At 34.5% G+C, this 19,540-nt stretch carries 18 protein-coding genes and 1 pseudogene; 12 read left to right on the top strand and 7 right to left on the bottom strand.

Annotation, left to right across the window (positions count from 1 at the left end):
- Positions 1–31 precede the first annotated feature (31 nt).
- Positions 32–1,078, top strand: a complete 1,047-nt coding sequence (locus ACHZK0_RS16695) for an agmatine deiminase family protein (protein ID WP_395760714.1) — start codon at positions 32–34, stop codon at positions 1,076–1,078.
- A gap of 48 nt (positions 1,079–1,126) precedes the next feature.
- Here ACHZK0_RS16695 and pepF read toward each other — a convergent pair whose 3' ends face one another.
- Both pepF and ACHZK0_RS16685 read right to left on the bottom strand, forming a co-directional pair.
- Positions 1,127–2,914: an oligoendopeptidase F gene (gene pepF, locus ACHZK0_RS16690; protein WP_395760713.1), complete on the bottom strand. Its 1,788-nt coding sequence runs from the start codon at positions 2,912–2,914 to the stop codon at positions 1,127–1,129.
- 116 nt (positions 2,915–3,030) lie between these two features.
- On the bottom strand, positions 3,031–3,822 hold the full coding sequence (locus ACHZK0_RS16685) for an arylamine N-acetyltransferase family protein (RefSeq protein ID WP_262742978.1): 792 nt from the start codon (positions 3,820–3,822) through the stop codon (positions 3,031–3,033).
- A 216-nt stretch (positions 3,823–4,038) separates the two neighbouring features.
- Between ACHZK0_RS16685 and amyS the strand changes: the two genes are divergently transcribed.
- A complete protein-coding gene (gene amyS, locus ACHZK0_RS16680; RefSeq protein ID WP_395760712.1) occupies positions 4,039–5,580 on the top strand; it encodes an alpha-amylase in 1,542 nt (513 codons plus the stop codon).
- A gap of 94 nt (positions 5,581–5,674) precedes the next feature.
- On the opposite strand, the pseudogene ACHZK0_RS16675 reads toward amyS, so the two are convergent.
- Positions 5,675–6,088: pseudogene (locus ACHZK0_RS16675) on the bottom strand (exosporium leader peptide-containing protein).
- Between the two features lie 266 nt (positions 6,089–6,354).
- Here ACHZK0_RS16675 and ACHZK0_RS16670 point away from each other — a divergent pair.
- From ACHZK0_RS16670 to ACHZK0_RS16650, 5 genes are all read left to right on the top strand, one after another.
- Positions 6,355–7,074, top strand: a complete 720-nt coding sequence (locus ACHZK0_RS16670) for a hypothetical protein (RefSeq protein ID WP_262742976.1) — start codon at positions 6,355–6,357, stop codon at positions 7,072–7,074.
- 453 nt (positions 7,075–7,527) lie between these two features.
- Positions 7,528–9,429 (top strand): endonuclease MutS2, encoded by a 1,902-nt coding sequence (locus tag ACHZK0_RS16665; RefSeq protein ID WP_395760711.1) that lies wholly within the window; start codon positions 7,528–7,530, stop codon positions 9,427–9,429.
- 6 nt (positions 9,430–9,435) lie between these two features.
- Complete coding sequence (locus ACHZK0_RS16660; protein ID WP_262742974.1) at positions 9,436–9,960, top strand: GNAT family N-acetyltransferase; 525 nt, start codon at positions 9,436–9,438, stop codon at positions 9,958–9,960.
- Positions 9,961–10,120: 160 nt separating this feature from the next.
- Positions 10,121–10,831, top strand: a complete 711-nt coding sequence (locus ACHZK0_RS16655) for a histidine phosphatase family protein (protein ID WP_270608013.1) — start codon at positions 10,121–10,123, stop codon at positions 10,829–10,831.
- 251 nt (positions 10,832–11,082) lie between these two features.
- Positions 11,083–11,865: a putative protein N(5)-glutamine methyltransferase gene (locus tag ACHZK0_RS16650; RefSeq protein WP_270342607.1), complete on the top strand. Its 783-nt coding sequence runs from the start codon at positions 11,083–11,085 to the stop codon at positions 11,863–11,865.
- A 175-nt stretch (positions 11,866–12,040) separates the two neighbouring features.
- Here ACHZK0_RS16650 and ACHZK0_RS16645 read toward each other — a convergent pair whose 3' ends face one another.
- Positions 12,041–13,006: a quinone oxidoreductase family protein gene (locus tag ACHZK0_RS16645; protein ID WP_395760710.1), complete on the bottom strand. Its 966-nt coding sequence runs from the start codon at positions 13,004–13,006 to the stop codon at positions 12,041–12,043.
- 123 nt (positions 13,007–13,129) lie between these two features.
- Here ACHZK0_RS16645 and ACHZK0_RS16640 point away from each other — a divergent pair, with 123 nt between their 5' ends.
- The 3 genes from ACHZK0_RS16640 to ACHZK0_RS16630 all read left to right on the top strand — a co-directional run bounded on the left by ACHZK0_RS16640 (position 13,130) and on the right by ACHZK0_RS16630 (position 15,331).
- A complete protein-coding gene (locus ACHZK0_RS16640; protein ID WP_395760709.1) occupies positions 13,130–14,023 on the top strand; it encodes a LysR family transcriptional regulator in 894 nt (297 codons plus the stop codon).
- 301 nt (positions 14,024–14,324) lie between these two features.
- Positions 14,325–14,837: a DUF2690 domain-containing protein gene (locus ACHZK0_RS16635; protein WP_395760708.1), complete on the top strand. Its 513-nt coding sequence runs from the start codon at positions 14,325–14,327 to the stop codon at positions 14,835–14,837.
- A gap of 17 nt (positions 14,838–14,854) precedes the next feature.
- Positions 14,855–15,331: a DUF2690 domain-containing protein gene (locus ACHZK0_RS16630; RefSeq protein ID WP_377919424.1), complete on the top strand. Its 477-nt coding sequence runs from the start codon at positions 14,855–14,857 to the stop codon at positions 15,329–15,331.
- A 98-nt stretch (positions 15,332–15,429) separates the two neighbouring features.
- On the opposite strand, the gene ACHZK0_RS16625 is transcribed toward ACHZK0_RS16630, so the two are convergent.
- Positions 15,430–15,978, bottom strand: coding sequence for a GNAT family N-acetyltransferase (locus tag ACHZK0_RS16625; protein WP_395760707.1), 549 nt, complete (start codon positions 15,976–15,978; stop codon positions 15,430–15,432).
- A 556-nt stretch (positions 15,979–16,534) separates the two neighbouring features.
- Between ACHZK0_RS16625 and ACHZK0_RS16620 the strand changes: the two genes are divergently transcribed.
- Positions 16,535–17,296, top strand: a complete 762-nt coding sequence (locus ACHZK0_RS16620; protein ID WP_262743173.1) for a CPBP family intramembrane glutamic endopeptidase — start codon at positions 16,535–16,537, stop codon at positions 17,294–17,296.
- 215 nt (positions 17,297–17,511) lie between these two features.
- On the opposite strand, the gene ACHZK0_RS16615 is transcribed toward ACHZK0_RS16620, so the two are convergent.
- Complete coding sequence (locus ACHZK0_RS16615; RefSeq protein ID WP_395760706.1) at positions 17,512–18,000, bottom strand: DinB family protein; 489 nt, start codon at positions 17,998–18,000, stop codon at positions 17,512–17,514.
- A 205-nt stretch (positions 18,001–18,205) separates the two neighbouring features.
- Here ACHZK0_RS16615 and ACHZK0_RS16610 point away from each other — a divergent pair, with 205 nt between their 5' ends.
- Complete coding sequence (locus tag ACHZK0_RS16610) at positions 18,206–18,664, top strand: DinB family protein (RefSeq protein WP_395760705.1); 459 nt, start codon at positions 18,206–18,208, stop codon at positions 18,662–18,664.
- Positions 18,665–18,906: 242 nt separating this feature from the next.
- Here ACHZK0_RS16610 and ACHZK0_RS16605 read toward each other — a convergent pair whose 3' ends face one another.
- Entirely contained in the window at positions 18,907–19,422 is a 516-nt protein-coding gene (locus ACHZK0_RS16605) for a TetR/AcrR family transcriptional regulator (RefSeq protein WP_087954937.1), read from the bottom strand.
- Positions 19,423–19,540 lie beyond the last annotated feature (118 nt).

Below are 19,540 nucleotides of genomic sequence, written 5' to 3'. Positions count from 1 at the left end.
AAACTTACATTCGAAGAAGGGGTGAACACGTATGAGAAATATAGAAAATAGTTTGTTTTATATGCCAGCTGAGTGGGAAAAGCATGAGGGGACATGGCTCCAATGGCCTCATGATAAAGCTCATAGAGGTGAAGGTTACAGGGCTAAGCTAGATGATATTTGGGTAACGATGGCAAAGGAGCTTCATTACGGAGAAACTGTTCATATTGTTGTATATGATGAGGAAGAAAAAGTACATGTCCAAACGAAGTTACTGGAAGCGAAAGTGGACATGGATAAAATTTACTTTTTAATTGAAAAAACGGATGATATTTGGATAAGAGATAATGGACCGATTTTTGTAAAAGATAAGGAAGGCAATCTCTGCTTAACACACTGGATTTTTAATGGGTGGGGTGAGAAATATCCGTATGAAAATGATGCTGTTATTTCGGAAAAAATAAGTGAAACGTATAGTATTCCAAAAGTTAATGCTAGTGTCTGTCTAGAGGGCGGAGGAATAGAGATAAACGGAAATGGGACCTTAATGGCGGCAAAAACTTCTATTATAAATGAAAATCGAAATTCTACAATAAGTCAGGAAGAGATTGAAATAGAGTTAACGAAGTATTTAGGGGTAACGAATTTTATATGGATAACGGGCATTCGCGGTGAGGATAATTATGATGAAGATACGGATTACCATATTGATGGGGCAGCACGTTTTGTAAATGAAAATACAATTCTTTATGAATATGATCCTTTCGGGGAGAGTGAATCGTACCTTTTGGAGGCGTACGAAAAGCATTATCAAGAATTGAGACAATCAAGAAATATAGATGGAAAACCATTTCAGCTCATACCAGTACCGGTGACAAGAAAAGTGGTAAAAGAAGCAGACTGTAAGGGTTCATATTTGAATTTTTATATTGGAAATGAGGTTGTATTAGTTCCTATATATGGTGATGAGCATGACAAATTAGGGCTTCAAATCATTGAAGGACAGTTTCCAGGAAGAAGGATTGTTGGTATTTATGTAAATGAATTGTTTGCGTATGGTGGCATGATTCACTGTGTCACGCAGCAACATTTGGCATAAAGTAACCGAAATGAAAAAAGCATGCAGAGTATATACTCTGCATGCTTTTTATAATGCTGAAAACTCTTCCACAAGTGAGCTGAAACGATTTAGTGCACTTTCAATCGGTTCTGGCGTAGTTAAATCAACACCAGCTTTTTTCAGTAAATTTAATGGATAGTCCGAACTTCCACCTTTAAGGAATTCAATATAATGTTTTTGAGCATTTGGATCGCCGCTTAATAACTTATCGGCAATTTGGATTGCAGAAGCGAACCCAGTTGCATATTTGTACACGTAAAATGGACGATAGAAATGCGGTATTCTAGTCCAGCCGTATTTTACTTCTTCGTCGAATACGAGAGAGTCGCCATTATACTCTCTAAACAAGTTTTCATAAACTTCGCTAAAGACTTGGGCATTTAATGGTTTACCTTGCTCAGCCATTGAATGTGTGATTTTTTCAAACTCAGCAAACATGATTTGTGTAAAGAAAGTGCCTTTAAATTTCTCGATGAAATGGTTTACTAAATGATTACGTACAGCAGCATCTTTTGCTTCTTTTAATAAATGATGAATTAATAGCACTTCATTTACTGTAGAAGCGACTTCTGCGACAAAAATAGTATAGTGTGCAGAAATTCTTGGTTGGTATCCGTGTGAGTAGTGCGTATGCATACCGTGTCCACATTCATGGGTGAGAGTGAAAAGGCTATTTAAATCATCGTGATGATTTAAAAGAATGAAAGGATGAACGCCGTATACACCAAAGTTATAAGCGCCGGAACGTTTTCCTGGTGTTTCTCTTACGTCGATATAGCGTTTATCTTTAAAGCTTTTTAATGTTTCAATATATTCTTCGCCTAATGGAGCTAGTGATTCAATCATCATGTCAAATGCTTTGTCATATGGAATGTCTTGTTTTACACCAGCTACTAAATCAACGCCTAAGTCGTATTGACGTAGTTCATCCACATTTAATTTTTCTTTTCGAAGTTCATTATAAGTATGTAGTGATTGAATATTTTTTTTCGTCGTCTCAATTAAATTTTCATAAACTTCTTTCGGAACCATGTCGCCAAATAATGACTTTTCTAAAGCTGATGGATATTTTCTTAGCTTTGAAACAGTAACATTATTTTTAATAGCAGCAGATAAAGTAGAAGCGATAGAATTCTTTAATTGAACGTATGGTTTGTAATAAGCTTTATAGGCTTCTTTACGTTTCTCGCGATTTTCATCTTCTATTAACTTTGCATATATACCGCGCGTTAAAGTTACTTTTTCTCCATCATCAGTAGTCACTTCACCAAATAGTATATCTGCATTATTTAACATGCCATATGTATGTTGTGGGGAGGAGAGTGCTTCGCCCATTTGTGATAAAATCTCTTCTTGGTCCTTATTCAATACGTGTTTTTTATAACGGTACAATTCAAATAAGTCTTCTTTATAATATTGTAAACCTTCTGCTGCTTCTATGTAAGAATGTAATGTGTCTTCATCTACGCTAAGTAAGAATGGGGAAAAGAAAGATTTAGCCGCACTTACTTTCACATGTAATTGTGATACTTTATCAACAAGAGATTGAGCGTCAGTATCGCGCGTATCAAGATCAGATTGTAATCGTGCATAAGCGAACATTAAAGATATTATGCTAGAAGTTTCTTCACTCTTTGTTAAATAGGCTAATAAACTATTGCCATCGTGAATGTTTCCATTAAACTCGTGTAATTCTTTCGTTAATACTTCAATTTTATGGAAGTCGCTTTCCCAATCTTCAATTGTATGGTAAATATCTGTTAAATCCCATTTTTCTTTATCATCTACTTGTAGTCGATCTTTAAGTTCAGTCATAATCATTTCCTTTCTAAATATGTAGTTATATTCCTATATAACTATGAAATACAACAAATTGCAAAAAATCCCTGCTGAAAATTAAAAAGCCTTGCTAAATGGCAAGGCTTAAAAAATTATAATGTAATTCCGAATTTTGAATGTAAAAGATTTTTATATTGTACATCTGTAACGTTTTCTTTCGTTTTTTTACCGTTTTTCGCTATTGTCAGACTATCCTTTGTTAAAGATGCATGCCCATCTTCAGTTAGTTTTACAATAAGAGGTACTTTGTTAAATGGTGAGCTCTCATGTTCAACGATAATTTTTTGTGCTGCATTTGCTTTTTCTTCATTCACTTCTTCTATATAAAATGCATAGCCTAACGTCCAATCATCAGCAGAAGATTGATCCAAAAACTCATTATTTTTACGCATCTCTAAAATATAGTTTCCCTTTTCGGTCATTTCTTTACGAATACGATAATCTCCTGTAACGGAGTGAATGACTTCACCTGAGAAAGGGACAGGTGCAAGAGGTAAGTATGACCCAAATCCTACTTCAATTAAATAAAGTTCATTATGATGTGTTAAAACGGTTGCGATATGGCCAGAATCAACAGCCCATATAGAATTTGCAGTATTGTACACTGTTCCTGAAACGAGATGAACATCAAATCCAACGTCTTTAAGGAAGTAATACATAGTAGGATTGAGTTCATAACAAAGACCGCCCCGGTTGTTTACTAAAATTTTTTCTTTTAGATTTTCTTTTGATATTTCTGTAAAGTTGTTTTCGAGTATATTTAAGTTTTCAAAAGGGACAGTTTGCGCCATCGCGTACATAATGTTAGATAAATCTTCAAATGAAACGTTGTGTTTTTCTTCTATATGTAATCTTGAAAAAAATTGTTTTTGAAAGTCCGTCATAGAAACCCCTCCGTTATGCTTTTATAGATAAATTGTAAACAATCTTGAATAAGATGTGAAATAAAAACTATGGTGTAGTATTTGGTGAATATGTGAAGTTAGACTAAAAAATAATGTGGGAGAGTGAGAGATTGCTACTTTACTAATTGTAGAACGAATATTATAATAATTTCGATAAACTATGCAAACGTTTTCTTGGGAGGGGATGTTGTAAATATGTTAAAAAAAATAACAGTAGTCGGCTTATCGGTTGTTTTGTTTTTACCTAGTATACATGGGGGAAGTAAAGTGTATGCAGATACGGTTAACAATGGAACGTTAATGCAATATTTTGAGTGGTATGCTCCGAATGATGGGAATCATTGGAACCGCTTGCATTCAGATGCTGGAAATTTAGCTCAGAAAGGAATTACATCTGTTTGGATACCGCCTGCATATAAAGGAACTACGCAAAATGACGTAGGATATGGAGCATATGATTTATATGACTTAGGGGAATTCAATCAAAAAGAAACGGTACGAACAAAATATGGGACGAAAGCACAATTGAAATCTGCAATCGAAGCTTTACATAAGCGAAACATCGATGTATACGGCGATGTAGTTATGAATCATAAAGGTGGAGCAGATTATACTGAAAATGTAACGGCTGTTGAGGTAGACCGTAACAATCGAAATGTTGAGGTATCAGGTGATTATGAAATTAATGCATGGACGGGGTTTAACTTTCCTGGGCGCGGAGATACTTATTCTAATTTCAAATGGAAATGGTATCATTTTGACGGAACGGATTGGGATGAAGGAAGGAAATTAAATCGAATTTATAAATTTAGGGGTATAGGTAAAGCGTGGGACTGGGAAGTGTCTAGCGAGAATGGAAATTATGATTATTTAATGTATGCAGATCTTGATTTTGATCATCCAGATGTTGCGAATGAGATGAAAAATTGGGGGACGTGGTATGCGAATGAATTAAATTTAGATGGCTTTCGTTTAGATGCTGTTAAACATATTGATCATGAATATTTACGCGATTGGGTAAATCATGTCAGACAGCAAACAGGGAAAGAAATGTTTACGGTGGCTGAATATTGGCAAAATGATATTCAAACTTTAAATAATTATTTAGCGAAGGTCAATTATAATCAATCTGTATTTGATGCACCACTGCATTACAATTTTCATTATGCTTCAAAAGGAAATGGGAATTATGATATGAGAAATATTTTAAATGGAACAGTAATGCAAAATCACCCTGCACTTGCAGTTACTCTCGTTGAGAATCATGATTCTCAGCCTGGACAGTCATTGGAATCTGTAGTAAGTCCGTGGTTTAAACCGTTGGCATATGCATTTATTTTAACTCGTGCAGAGGGCTATCCTTCAGTTTTCTATGGTGATTACTATGGGACAAACGGAAATAGTAGCTATGAAATTCCAGCGTTAAAAGATAAAATTGATCCAATTTTGACGGCACGAAAAAACTTTGCATATGGTATGCAGCGTGATTATTTAGACCATCCAGATGTAATTGGATGGACAAGAGAAGGTGATGGTGTACATGCGGATTCCGGTCTAGCAACATTAATCTCAGATGGACCAGGAGGATCAAAGTGGATGGAAGTTGGAAAGAATAACGCAGGGGAAGTATGGTACGATATGACGGGTAATCAAACAAATACTGTAACAATTAATAAGGACGGATGGGGGCAGTTCCATGTAAGTGGAGGATCAGTTTCCGTATATGTTCAGCAGTGAATTGGTGATAAAAAAGAAGAGGAAGACTGAAATATAAGTCATCCTCTTCTTTTTATATTTTTATCATCCCTAAATTTTTATTTTCATAAATGAATTAGTCGACTTTTAAAACAACGAGAGATGCGTTGGAATAAATAATATCACCTGTGGCTTCTCTTATTCGGACTCGAAGAACGTCTTCTTGGGTTAAAGGTAATAGATCAGTTCTGGTGGATGTAGCTCTTACCCCAGAACCACCACCAACTCGTGTTTCAATCGCGAATTGAATCGAATCGTTTATTGTAAGATTTAATATGCTAGATGAAATAGCTTATATCGCAAATACGATTGAAAAGGATACAGCGTATACACCAGTTATTCCAATTCCAGTAAAACTTGTCGAACCGGTAGGTCCTGTGATTCCAGTGGGTCCGGTCGGAAATGTAAATGGTGGAATTGGTGGTAGTGTGGGACCAATTAAATCGGGTTCAAGAGCAGGCCCATGTAAAATGATGTATTGTTCGCTCATATAGTAACCTCGTATGATTGCTTGTCATAATTATTAAATGTATTAGGGAAATTAAATATTAGTATGTTTTCAACATGATTTTCATAGATATTATATTTGCTTTACGGTAAAATGAATATAGTGTAAAATTACACTATAAGTGTAAAGTGATAATAAATGGGTGTTTTTATACTAGTGGTTATTAAAAGAAGTTCTTTATATAAATCGTAATTTAAAATCCATAAGGACATTTCTGTATAGGAAGTAGTAGCAAAAGGAGAGGCAATATGAAAAGAAAAATAATGAAATATAGCATAATGTTTAGTTTATTACTATTAACATCATGTGATATATCGGATGAAGAAATGGAACAAAAAGCACAAAGCTATACAAAATTGGAGCATGGTATTTCTGTAAAACTAGATCGAATTGAAATAGCCGACCAAGGTAAGGATTTTTTAGGTCCAAACAGACGAATAGCTTATGTACAGCAAGTAGATGAACCATATTTACAATTTCAAATATGGTTCGATGGACGAACCTCTCCAAAGGTAGAGAATGATAATTATAAAATAAAAAAAGGAGCGAACGATTTACGAGAAAGGTTCAATACATATTATGAAGAAAAAAGGAATAATACCATACTTACTTTCGATCGAATGCAGACAGGAGATATTATTTTCGGCAAGGATGAAGAGAAAAAAATATCGAAGAAGCATCCGAAGCATTATGTTACGGCGGTTTTCAGAAGTAATACTGTTTTAGATGTAAACAATTCTGCACATATGGAAACATTAGCGGAGCTTGCAAGAAGTATTCAGGAATTTAATAAAACGATTGAAGATAGTAAGAGTAGTGTGGATGATATAACGATTCAGTTGCCAAATGTTGATAAGGGTGTATTACAACATATTGCAGTAGATTATATAGTAACGGCTGAAGATGCGAAAAAGACCCTTGAGAAAAAGGTAGATTATATGAAAGTTTTACAATCTGCAAGGGAATAGCATGACACCTTTACTTCTCACAAAACATATAGTATGATGATTTCAGTAAATTAGATTTCAATGACTATAATATAAATTAATGAGAGGTGCTTTTTGTGAGTGCGGTAGGTACTAAATAGGAAAAATTTAATGAAATAAATCGGATAAGACCAGGGGATTTTTATGTATATCATACCCCTAATTTTGTCATGGATTTATTTCGATACCTATGAAGATACCTACAATACTTTATAAAGCGTGTAATAGGAGGATTGCCATCCGTTTTTTATGGCTTATTTCCTCATATGTTATTACACATGCCTTGTAAATGTAAAAGCTGCGGTATCCCCGCAGCTTTTTTGTATATATTTTTAATGTATAAAAATGGTAATTGAATAATGTAGAACTCATTGGAATCTAATGAGTAGGTATCTTCATTGATGATGGAAATCAATCATAGTGAGGAGAAACAAAATGAATACGATGACTTTTGAAAAGTTACAATATAACGAATTAAAGGAAATAGTGAAATCATATTGTGTCAGTGGATTAGGTAAGGAATTATTAAATAAATTAGAGCCGAGTACCAGTATAAAAGTAGTGAGGAATCGCTTGAATGAAACGACAGAAGCACGAGCTATAGTAGATGCAGAAGGGCATGTTCCTTTCTTTGGTATTTCAAATATCGCAAGTACAATTCAAAAATTAGAAAAAGGGATGATTTTAGATCCTGAAGAGTTAGTAAGTGTTTCAGATTTTTTACGCGGCTGTAGAAAGATTAAAAAGTTTATGTTAGATAAAGAATTTTTTGCGCCAGTATTAGCTTCTTATGCAAATTCAATGACTGAATATAAAAGTATTGAAGAGGAAATCAACTTTTCCATTAAAGGCAATAGTATTGATGCAGCTGCGAGTAAAGAGTTAAAACGAATTCGCAATAATATCGATTCGGTAGATGGAAAAATAAAAGAACGTTTAACGAAGTTTTTAAATAGTAGTGCAAATAAGAAGTATATTCAAGAATTCTTTATTAGTAAGAAGGATGATAGGTATACAATTCCAATTAAATCTTCTTATAAAAATCAAGTTGCGGGAAGTATAGTTGAAGCGTCTGCTAAAGGTTCTACTGTATTTATAGAACCGCATACGGTTACAAAGTTAAATGCGGAACTTGCAAGTTTGAAAGCAGAAGAAGCGATGGAAGAGTATCAAATTTTAGCGACTTTATCAGGGATGGTAGTAGAAAATATTTATCATATAAAAATTAATATGGAATTAATTAGTCAGTATGATATGGTATTTGCGAAAGCGAAGTATAGTAAATCAATCGATGGAATAGAGCCGAAATTAAATGACCATGGCTACATTCATTTAGTAAATTGTAAACATCCGCTTTTAAGTGGAAAAGTAGTACCGTTACACTTTGAAATCGGTCAAAACTACCGTAGTTTAATTATTACCGGACCAAATGCAGGTGGGAAGACAATTGTATTAAAAACAATCGGGCTACTAACATTAGCGACAATGTCAGGCTTGCATATTGCTGGAGATAAAGAAACAGAAATTGCTATTTTCGAAAATGTATTTGTAGATATTGGTGATAATCAAAGTATCGAAAACGCACTAAGTACATTTTCATCTCATATGAAAAATTTATCTGAGATTATGAGGATGTCAAATAATAATACGTTGCTACTATTTGATGAAATAGGAAGTGGGACTGAACCGAATGAAGGGGCAGCACTTGCAATTTCTATTTTAGAGGAGTTTTATCTTGCAGGATGTATTACAGTTGCGAGTACGCATTACGGTGAAATTAAACGATTCTCAGAAATGCACGATGATTTTATGAATGCAGCAATGCAATTTAATAGTGAGACACTAGTACCACTTTATAAATTAGTAATCGGTAAATCAGGTGAAAGTAATGCACTTTGGATTGCGAATAAAATGAACGTAAAAGAGAGTGTACTGCAAAGAGCGAAAGCATATATGGAAAATAAAGAATATGCTTTAGAAAAACTGAATGAAAGTAAAATTAGAAAACCAAAATTTGTGCAGGAAAAAAGAGAAAACCATTACGAGTACAAAATCGGCGATCGTGTAAATTTATTAGATTATGATGATTTTGGTATCATTTATAAGGAAACAGATAATTTCTATAATGTCGTTGTATATTATAACGGTGAATTCGTTGAAGTAAACGTAAAACGTATTACTTTAGAGGTAGCAGCAAAGGAATTATACCCAGAGGGATACGATTTAAATACACTATTTGTCGATTATAAAGAAAGAAAAATGCAACATGATATAGAGCGCGGATCGAAAAAAGCGCTTCGTAAAATCCAAAAAGAAATAAGAAAGAATAGAGGATAATATAGAATGGTAACGATTAGACAAGAGCAAAAAAACGATTATACAAAAACAGAAGAAGTGGTACAACAAGCATTTTTACATGAAGAATTTAGTGATAAAACAGAACATGAACTTGTAAAACGTATTAGAGAATGTGACGCGTTTATTCCTGAATTATCAATCGTTGCAGTAGATGAGGAAATCGTTGGTCACATTATGTTATCGAAAATTACGATAGAACAGGATGGAACTTCTGTAGAATCATTAGCACTTGCACCGGTTTCAGTTGCTAGGGGTCATCAGAAAAAAGGAATTGGTGGAAAACTTATTGGAGTTGCGTTAGAAAAAGCGAAAGAACTTGGATACGGATCGGTTGTAGTATTAGGACATCCAGAGTATTATCCGAAATTTGGTTTTAAGAAAGCAAGTGAGTGGAATATAAAAGCACCATTTGAAGTGCCTGAAGAGGTATTTATGGTAGTGGAATTAAGAGAGAATGCTCTGGAAGGTGTAGAAGGAGTTGTACAGTATTCGAGTGCATTTGCTGAGTAGGAATATCAGTTAAGGAATGTAATCATAAAAGATGCTATCTTTTTGTAGGGATATACAGAAAGATAGCTTTTTTTATTAAGCAAATTCACTTGCGTATATTTTGCTCAATGAATAATTAAGATGGTAAAATTGATATAGCAATGTAAAGGGAGAGAAAAGGATGAAGAATCGAGAAACAGATAGCAATGAGAATGTAGTTACGTTATATGTTACAAGACATGGTAAAACAATATTAAATACGAATCATCGCGCGCAAGGTTGGGCAGACTCTCCATTAGTAGAAAAAGGTGTGGAAGTTGCCTCTAATTTAGGAACAGGATTAAAAGATGTTCATTTTGCGAATGCGTATAGTAGTGATAGCGGCCGAGCGATTGAAACTGCTAATTTAGTATTAAAATATAGTGAGCAATCAAAATTGAAACTAGAGCAAAGGAAAAATTTACGAGAATTAAATTTTGGTATTTTTGAAGGTGAAAAGCTTGAAAATATGTGGGATGTGGTTGGAAAAGCTGCGGGTGTTACATCACCAGAAGAACTTATGAAGTTTTCTATTCAAGAAGTGATTAATCTGATTAGAGCAGCAGATCCTACGAAACAAGCGGAAGATTGGGAATTATTTTCTACTCGTATAAAAGTAGAGATTGATAAAATTAGTGAAGAAGCTGCTGCAAATGGAGGTGGCAACGTTTTAGTTGTTGTTCATGGGCTTTTGATTACTACATTAATTGAAATGCTAGACAGTAGTAAAACAAAACTTGGAGTAGAGAATGCAAGTGTAACGAAAATTTTATATAAAGACGGGGAATATATCGTCGAGTCTGTTGGAGATATGAGCTATGTTGCAAAAGGGAAAGAAAGTGTGGAAATATAATTAAATCTCAAATAGAAATAAGAAAAGGAGGCTAGAAAATCTAGCTTCCTTTTCTTATTTCTATTTATAAAATTAGGTTGGGGTATTTTAGTGAAAATATCCATTATGTAGAGTGTTTCTTTGTTCAACAGTTGGATCATTTAATTGAATAAGGCTATTTTGTTGAAAAGGATATCTCCAATTTTTAACGAATACAGGGTTATAAATAAGAAAAAGTGGTGAGATAAATAGGGAGAGAATTTAATTTCTTTTTGGAAAATAAAACGGAAAAATGTATCATTAACAAGCTTCAGAGCGCGGGATGTGTTTTCGCAGAAGATGAGGCCCGGTTACTTATGTCAGAGGCACAAACACCAGAGGACCTAAAGAAAATGGTGGAAATGCGAGCTGGTGGTTTACCACTTGAATATGTTGTTGGATACGCAGCATTCTGTGGATTGCGGATAGAAGTGGACCGAGGTGTTTTCGTGCCTCGTCAACGTACAGAGTTTCTTGTTCACCAGGCAAAAGCTCTGTCATGTTTTGATGATATCGTCGTTGATCTATGTTGCGGGTCAGGGGCTGTGGGTGTAGCTCTGGTGGAAGCTTTAGGACGAGTTGAATTGTATGCTGTTGATATTGACCCTATCGCAGTAAGATGTGCAAGCCGCAACGTAACAAATTTCGGTGGACATGTTTTTGAAGGTGACTTGTATAATGCCTTGCCTCATTCACTTAAAGGTCGTGTGAATACCTTAGTTGCAAACGTACCATATGTTCCTACCAAGGCAATAAAGCTGCTCCCACAGGAAGCTCGCCTACATGAACCAAAGATAGCGCTTGACGGGGGAGAGGATGGACTTCACATTCAGCGAAGAGTAGCAAAAGAAGCGTTTCTCTGGCTAGCACCGGGAGGTCATCTTTTAATAGAGACGAGTGAAATGCAGGCAACTCAGACCTTTGAAATTTTTGCTGATGCTGGGCTTACTCCGAAATTGGTTAGAGATGAGGAACTAGACGCTACTGTCGTTATAGGAGTGAATTCTCGTTTTTAGCATAAATTAGTACGTAGTTTTATTTACAAATGAGTACAAAATTTATTTTAAATTTACACGTGCCCGTTATTTGAAGAAGAAAGGACATAACATATGTTATGTCCTTTCATTTATTAATTGTTTCAATTTAGGTCTTGATAAAATCGAATCTAGATTCCTTTTTAAATGGGAAGGATTAAGGGATTAATAAAATCTTCCCTGTACTTTTTCTGCTCTCTAATAATTCATGGGCACGGGCACCGTCTTGTAAAGAGAATGTAGTAGGATTTGCGATTTTTACTTTCTCAGCCATAATCCATTCGAATAATTGAGAGGAGCGTTCTTTTCTCTCTTCATAAGATGTAAGCACGTTCCAAAGGTCTCCGCCAGTTAAAGTTTTTGAAGTATCCATAAGCATACGCGAATCAACGGGCGCAGGATTACCGCCGGCCATTCCGTAAAATACGACAGTACCACCAGTTTTAGTTGTGCTAAAACTTTCCTCTAACGTAGAACCTACTGATTCATATACAACATTTACTCCATCACCGTTTGTTATTTCAAGTACTTCCGCAGGCCATGCTTCCGTATATAAAAATACATGATCAGCACCAGCTAATGTAGCTATTTGTGCTTTTTCTTTTGACGACGTTAGGCCGATTACTTTTCCGCCTAGTAGTTTAATGATTTGAATAAGAAGTTGCCCAACACCACCAGCTGCGGCATGTACTAAAGCTATATCATCTTGTTTTATTTGATAACTATCTTTCGTTAAATAATGTGCTGTTAGACCTTGCAATAAGACAGAAGCGGCTGTTTCAAAAGAGATAGCATCTGGAAGCTTAATTGCTTTCTCAGACGGAACAGCAACTAGCTCTGCATTTGCAAATGGGACATCAGCAAATGCAATGCGGTCTCCGGGACTGATCGTAGTAACGTCAGCTCCTATTTTTTCAACAATACCAGCTCCTTCATAGCCTAATATATAAGGTGGGTTACCAGCGAGATGATAATCGCCGCGGCGTCTATAAATATCAGCGAAATTTAAACCGATTGCTTTCGTACGGATAAGAATTTCATTTGGTTGTATGATTGGGTCATGTATTTCCTTATATTGTAGTACATCCGGACTTCCAAATTGTTCAAAACAAAGTGCCTTCATATGGAATACCTCCATTTGTATTGTTTGTCGATGCTCTTTATCATACAATACAAATATCAATAGACAAAGAGGATTATTTCGATGAAATCAATCGGAAATATCGATTGAAAAGAGGGATGATAAATGGAGATAAAACAATTAATTACATTTAAAGTAGCGGCAGACACTTTGAATTTTACGCAAACTGCGAAGAAATTAAACTTTGCTCAATCGAGCGTAACGGCGCAAATTAAAACGTTAGAAGCCGAGTTAGGTACGCCGTTATTTGAAAGATTAGGGAAACGTCTTTTTTTAACTGAAGCAGGCAAAAAGTTTCAATTATATGCCGACAAGATGATTGCACTCAGTAATGAAGTGAAAATGGCTGTGAAAGATGATGAGGAAATAGCAGGTACGTTAATAATCGGTGCGCAAGAGAGTCAATGTACATATAGGCTCCCATCTATATTAAAGAGGTTTAAAGCACAATTTCCTCAAATAAAGCTTATATTTAAACCAGCACATTCCAATAAAGATGCGAAGGAACAATTGATGGAGGGAAAAGTCGATCTTGCCTTTATTTTGGACGAATGTAAAACAGAAGATGCTTTACATGTGGAGCCGCTTATGAAAGAAGAATTAAGTGTAGTAGCTGCTTCAGGGCATCATTTACTCGAGCAAACTTCCGTTTCTATAAAAGATTTAGAAAGGGAAACACTTTTGTTAACAGAACTTGGTTGCTCGTATCGAACTCTATTTGAAGAGCTATTTCGTACAGAAGGTGTGTATCCAGCAAATAAAATTGAGTTCGTTAGTGTCGAGGCAATTAAACAATGTGTTATTGCAGATTTAGGAATAGCGGTTTTACCGGCAATAGTAGTAGAAAAAGATATACGAGAGGGTACGATAAAAGAGTTACATCTAGAAAATACTATCAATCCAATTTTCACACAAATTGCTTGGCATAAAGATAAATGGATGACAGTGCCACTGCAGCAATTTATTGATGTGACGAGGGAGTTTTTTACGACGGATTAAGTGGAGAAATATTTATTTTATATAATAGTAAAAATGGCAATTTTGTATTAAGAACCGATGCTTGCATGAAACGAGTATCGGTTCTTTTATGTTTTAAATAAAGGATGTTATAAAATGTGTATTTCTCAACTTTTTTTCTTAGACGGATACGTAAATTTCTTTGTATATTCCAATAATCATAAGGGAATTTACAACATTTATTCGTTTCTGTAAGATGCTCTAGGAAGCATGAAAGGAGGGGCGTACATAGGGGATAGATTGTCTTAATTATACGTACTTATTTTGAGGGAGGAAATTGAAAATGTTTAAAAAGCTAATGAAAGTATGTGCGTTAAGTGTAGTGAGTGTAGGGGTATTATTTAGTTTCCAAGGAAGTACATTTGCAGCTACCGATTTAAGTAGTTACTATGACGGGAAAAATCCGGCTACAACGAAAGTATACGGAGGAAGTACAACGTGTGATGCAGATGGATTTAATGCAAAGTCTACAGCAGTGTATGAAGGTAGTAAAAAAGTAGGAACAGTGTATTTACGTTACAGTAATAAATGTCACGCGGCATGGTCTAAGCTTGTTTTAGATCAACCAGCACCTTCTGTTTCTGGAGGAGTATATGCTTACGCTGTTATTAATAAATATAAAAATGGTGTATTCCAAAAATCAGTAGATTCTAATAGTGGTAATGGAGCAATTAAAACGGGGCAAACGAGCACGTATACAGGAATGGTATTTGATTTAACTGCTGATTTTGGTTATACAGCTGATGCTGAAGCAGTGACGATTAATAATGGTTACGGGAAAACTGGACGTTATTAATAAAGGAGTGGAATTCTATGAAGCTTTTTAAAAAGGTAAGCGCATGTCTTTGTCTGGCATTGCTCGTTGTAATTAGTATGTTTAGTACGACGAATAATGATAAAGCATTTGCAGAAGACCATTCATATGATGGAAAAAGCCCTTACTACAATAGCTGTGATCAATCAGCAGTAACGAAAGAAAAGAAGTGGATTGATTCTAATTCATATGTGGAATTAAAATTTAGCACGACGTGTAAAACAGCGTGGGCAAAAGTTACTGTAACTCGTGCAGCGGTTTATAATAACGAAGCTGATGCAAGGATCGTCAGAAAAACCGATGGAAAGGCATATACTTGCGGAAGTGCTGGAGGAAATGGTGTTGTGAATAAAGGGCAAACATCATGCTATACGCCAATGGTCTATGATTTAGATCCAAGAAAGGCACAAGCGCAGGGGAAACATGCCATTCCGAATAGTGATGCTTATAATTATGCGGAGACTATTTGGTATTAATACGATTATAAATGTGTTAAGAGCTGTTATTTGATATAAAAAAGAAAGAGCCTTACTACATTTTATTGTGGTAAGGTTCTTTAAAATTGTTTCATAGATTAAGTACAGTCATTTACAAAGGTCTCTCTATAATCGCTTTTAAGTATGGCCATAATAATTTCATCTGAGTATGTATCGTTATAAAATAAAGATTGACGTAAGGTTCCTTCTTTTACAAACCCAACCTTTTCATAAGCTCTAATTCCGCGTAAATTATGGCTAAATACTTCTAACTGTAACCGATTTAATGATAGTTGTTCAAAAACAAATCTTAAAACAATTGTAATTGCTTCAGTTCCATAGCCTTTTCCTGTTAACGCTATGGAAAGCATTGATATTCTGAATACTGCTCTTTTGTTCTCCTCTTCGATATCTAAAATCGACAACTCTCCAATCATTTCGTTAGTGCTTTTTAAACAAATAGCGAAATCATAGCGACTTGAATCATTATTTATGTGATCTATATGTGTTTTAATTTGCTCCAATGAAAAAGTAGACTTGGTTCCAGTCATATATCTTATTTCTTCATCCATTGTACTTTCTAATATAATGGGTGCATCTAGCTGACAAAGAGGTCTTAAATAAATTCTTTCACTCTCTAATCTCATTATAATTTTCTCCTTAAGGTTAGTAATTATATAAAAACTTCTTGGGAGTTTTATTTTGTGTATTGTTTGAAAAATATGATTATTAATTTGATATTACATGTATTTTATGATGATATGGTATACCTAAAATAAATAATAAAAGTTTTATACACAACAAAATACAGCATTAAACTTTTTGCTATTATCATTATTATTGTTTTTCATTCCGCTTTTAAATGAAAACGAGTTTTTTCTAGATAGTTTAAGTAGAAAATAAGTATGTACCACTAATCTGCATCATAGTTCAACAAGAACTAAATAATTTTATCGACACTTTAAAAGAGCGTGTTTTGATCATTTTTCAAAATAAGCCCTTTCTTTTTGTTTATTCCCGATTAATGGATAGTAAGACACCATATTCGAGTCGCGAATGAAGCAAAGTAGGTAGGGGGAAGTTTGGCCACTCATAAAAGCTGGATTGAGTATGGAAGTTCCTTTAGGGTTTTGGAATAATTTAACATAAGTTGTTTTCTTTCATCCAAATTTATGCTGTAATTAAAACAAAGGAGGCAAGTAAATGGGGAAAGAAATTAAACGATATGTAATGTGCACTTTAATATTTACATGGATACTATGGGGGCTACTAATTAACTTAATAAAATTTAACATTACGACATTTGGTACACCGTTAGCGATGATAGTATTTGTTTTTGGGGGAATCATGCCTGCAATCGTTGCAATTAGCTTAAAGAAAAAATATGGATCAAAAGAAGAGTTCAGAGTGTTTATAAAAAATGTTGTTAATCCTAAGTATCATTTTTTATGGTATATTCTAATCGTTGTTTTGGCTTTTATTAGTTGTTATCTGCCAATAATATTTGGTGGAGCAACGATGCAAAAACCATTATACGTGGCAGTGCTTAGTTTTCCAATAATGATCGTTGGTGGTGGTCTTGAAGAAATCGGATGGAGAGGATTCTTACAGCCTGCCCTTCAGAAAAGGTTTTCGGCATTTTTTAGTACGATTATTGTGAGCTTTATATGGGCTATTTGGCACTGGCCGTTATGGTTTATTCCGGGCACGAATCAAACTCAAAGGGATTTTATAGCTTTTATAATTACGACAATTGCCATATCGTTCTTATTAACTACAATTTATAACGCAACTAAAAGTATTTTTATGTGTCTAATTTTCCATGCGCTTCTTAATTCTTTTTGGAGTGTGTACGTGCCAAATGATAAAGTGTTACCAGCATTTTCAACTTTTATTTTCGGAATTTTCGTGTTTATTTTATATAAAGTCGTAATGAAAAGAAAGAACCATTTATTGATTAGGTAATTGAAATAATAAAAGGAAACATATTAATATATTTTTTTATGGATATGAAACTAATTAATAAGAACACGACACAAACATAATTAAAATATAATACAAGTTTGTGTCGTAAAAAAATTGTAAAACTATAAACAACATTAAAAAGAATGAAGAGCCTTTCTATATACATAAACAATGTTAACGACAGTTCTAGTAGCTCATTTGTTAGAATAATCGAATTAACTAAGATCTGTATCAGGAGGATTGTATCCAAGATGACGAGCCATAGATACAATTTGTCCTTTATGGTGAAATTCATGTGTCTCCGTATGAGTTAAAAGCCATAACGGTGTTGTGACCCAAGGTTCTTTTTGCCATTTCACTTCATTTGCTATATTTTCGAGCCAGCGGTCATTGTATTCATCTAAAAAACGTAGTACAACCTCATCTACTAACTTAAATCTAGCACGGACTTTCTCGACATCTGCATGCTCAATTTCAGCATCACGAGCAAATGAAAAATTTGCTCGATTTTGTTTGAATGCGAACGATCCAAGCCAGTATCGATAGCAATCGGCTACATGAATATGTGTCTTTATAATGCTACCGCTCCCGAAATTCGGAACAGTGCTATGTAATTTTTCTAGTGGGATTTCTTCCAAAAATGAAAATAGAGTTTCTCTTGTAGCGCTAATAAGATGATATTGCTGTTTTAAAACATGTAACATGTAATTGACACTCCTCTATTATTTACTAAACTAACCGTGTAGTAAGTAATTCTATATTTATTAGGGGTGAACCTTTTAAATATTTTTACTAAGCATATTAGATGTATTTCTTCATTGTTTCTGATAGATTAAACAAGGTGAAACTTTAATAAAATGAACATTCTTAGTTCATGATAAATGGTACATGAAGAAGGAGAACGATTAAATGAATAGACTAGTTGGTTTAAAACAATTTGAAATAACGCGCGGGGCATTACTTAAATTTATGGAGACGTTAGATGATAAAACTGCGGATACGCAGCCAGATGGCTTTAACAATACAATTCGCTGGCATATCGGTCATGTATTAACGGCAGCAGAAGTTTTCATGTTTGGAAAAGAATTCAAACAATTACCAACTGAATATCCAGGCATGTTTGGGTATGGATCAAGACCATCTAAATGGAAAACAGAAGGACCGTCATTAGAAGTATTAATGGCCCAATTAAAAGAACAAGCAAAGCGTATTAACGAAATTCCAGCAGAAGCATTTGAGAATAAAATGCCAGAGCCGTTCCTAGGACTAGAAACAGTTGGTGAGCTTTACGGTATGATGCTTTATCATGAAGCAGATCATATTGGTCAGATGAAGGCGATGGAACGTATTATTAAAGTAGGAAAATAAATATGTAAAAAGGTCCTACAGTTTTAAAATTATTAAGAGCTAAATTAAAAATACTAAAAATAGAAAAGCCCTAACATATTATACATGGCTAATATGTTAGGGCCTTTTGTTTTTGGTCATGAGTTTTCTTGAGTAGAAATAACTAGAGTTCCATTAACGGTCGTTTATGGTTAGATGAACTACTCGTATCTTTGTATGTAATGCACATTTTTTGAGATGTAATAAAAGATGGAATAGTTGTATCAGGAGCTTGTAAAATTTCTGGTATCTGCTGTCCCGTATGGAAGAATCTCGTATATTTTTGCAGCAAGTGCTTGGGGAGATTCCTTTGTCCCTCTTTTAAGCCAATCGTTAACAATATTATAGATACCACCTGCTAAAAATAGGATCTGCATTCTACTTATTTCATGATTGCGCGTAATATCTGCTTGAAAGACCTTTTCCATTGTGTAATTCAAATAATCAAGCATCATATTAGATATATTTGAATCCAGCAATTTTCCTGATGGTTTCTGTGCAGACACAAATCCCTCTATGATATATTCAATAATTAGCTGCATACTTTCATACGGATCCAAACTATCAACCTCATTCAAGAATTGTTGAACAATTTCATCCACAGATACTTGCACGACGTCGTAAACGTTGCGGTAGTATTTGTAGAATGTGACTCTGGCAACTCCAGCCTTTTTACAAATAGCTGTTACAGTTATATCTTGCAGTTTATGTTCGTGCAACAGGGCGCTTAATGCCTCCATAATGTATGTCTGAGAGTGTATACTGTCTTCCCTTGACTTTCTCAAAGCTAACACATCCCTTCATTCTGTTCGTTTTAAGTGAAAATCATCACATAGTGCTTGAAAGATGAAAATCCAC

The sequence above is a fragment of the Bacillus sp. 3G2 genome (genome assembly GCF_044324725.1).
Lineage (GTDB): Bacteria > Bacillota > Bacilli > Bacillales > Bacillaceae_G > Bacillus_A > Bacillus_A mobilis.
This window is presented reverse-complemented; position numbering and strand designations above follow the sequence as displayed.

Excerpts from the sequence above, each read along its gene's own strand:
- ACHZK0_RS16695 (WP_395760714.1), top strand. The coding sequence starts at position 32 with ATGAGAAATATAGAAAATAGTTTGTTTTATATGCCAGCTGAGTGGGAA.
- pepF (WP_395760713.1), bottom strand. The coding sequence starts at position 2,914 with ATGACTGAACTTAAAGATCGACTACAAGTAGATGATAAAGAAAAATGG.
- ACHZK0_RS16685 (WP_262742978.1), bottom strand. The coding sequence starts at position 3,822 with ATGACGGACTTTCAAAAACAATTTTTTTCAAGATTACATATAGAAGAA.
- amyS (WP_395760712.1), top strand. The coding sequence starts at position 4,039 with ATGTTAAAAAAAATAACAGTAGTCGGCTTATCGGTTGTTTTGTTTTTA.
- ACHZK0_RS16670 (WP_262742976.1), top strand. The coding sequence starts at position 6,355 with ATGAAAAGAAAAATAATGAAATATAGCATAATGTTTAGTTTATTACTA.
- ACHZK0_RS16665 (WP_395760711.1), top strand. The coding sequence starts at position 7,528 with ATGAATACGATGACTTTTGAAAAGTTACAATATAACGAATTAAAGGAA.
- ACHZK0_RS16660 (WP_262742974.1), top strand. The coding sequence starts at position 9,436 with ATGGTAACGATTAGACAAGAGCAAAAAAACGATTATACAAAAACAGAA.
- ACHZK0_RS16655 (WP_270608013.1), top strand. The coding sequence starts at position 10,121 with ATGAAGAATCGAGAAACAGATAGCAATGAGAATGTAGTTACGTTATAT.
- ACHZK0_RS16645 (WP_395760710.1), bottom strand. The coding sequence starts at position 13,006 with ATGAAGGCACTTTGTTTTGAACAATTTGGAAGTCCGGATGTACTACAA.
- ACHZK0_RS16640 (WP_395760709.1), top strand. The coding sequence starts at position 13,130 with ATGGAGATAAAACAATTAATTACATTTAAAGTAGCGGCAGACACTTTG.
- ACHZK0_RS16635 (WP_395760708.1), top strand. The coding sequence starts at position 14,325 with ATGTTTAAAAAGCTAATGAAAGTATGTGCGTTAAGTGTAGTGAGTGTA.
- ACHZK0_RS16630 (WP_377919424.1), top strand. The coding sequence starts at position 14,855 with ATGAAGCTTTTTAAAAAGGTAAGCGCATGTCTTTGTCTGGCATTGCTC.
- ACHZK0_RS16625 (WP_395760707.1), bottom strand. The coding sequence starts at position 15,978 with ATGAGATTAGAGAGTGAAAGAATTTATTTAAGACCTCTTTGTCAGCTA.
- ACHZK0_RS16620 (WP_262743173.1), top strand. The coding sequence starts at position 16,535 with ATGGGGAAAGAAATTAAACGATATGTAATGTGCACTTTAATATTTACA.
- ACHZK0_RS16615 (WP_395760706.1), bottom strand. The coding sequence starts at position 18,000 with ATGTTACATGTTTTAAAACAGCAATATCATCTTATTAGCGCTACAAGA.
- ACHZK0_RS16610 (WP_395760705.1), top strand. The coding sequence starts at position 18,206 with ATGAATAGACTAGTTGGTTTAAAACAATTTGAAATAACGCGCGGGGCA.
- ACHZK0_RS16605 (WP_087954937.1), bottom strand. The coding sequence starts at position 19,422 with ATGGAGGCATTAAGCGCCCTGTTGCACGAACATAAACTGCAAGATATA.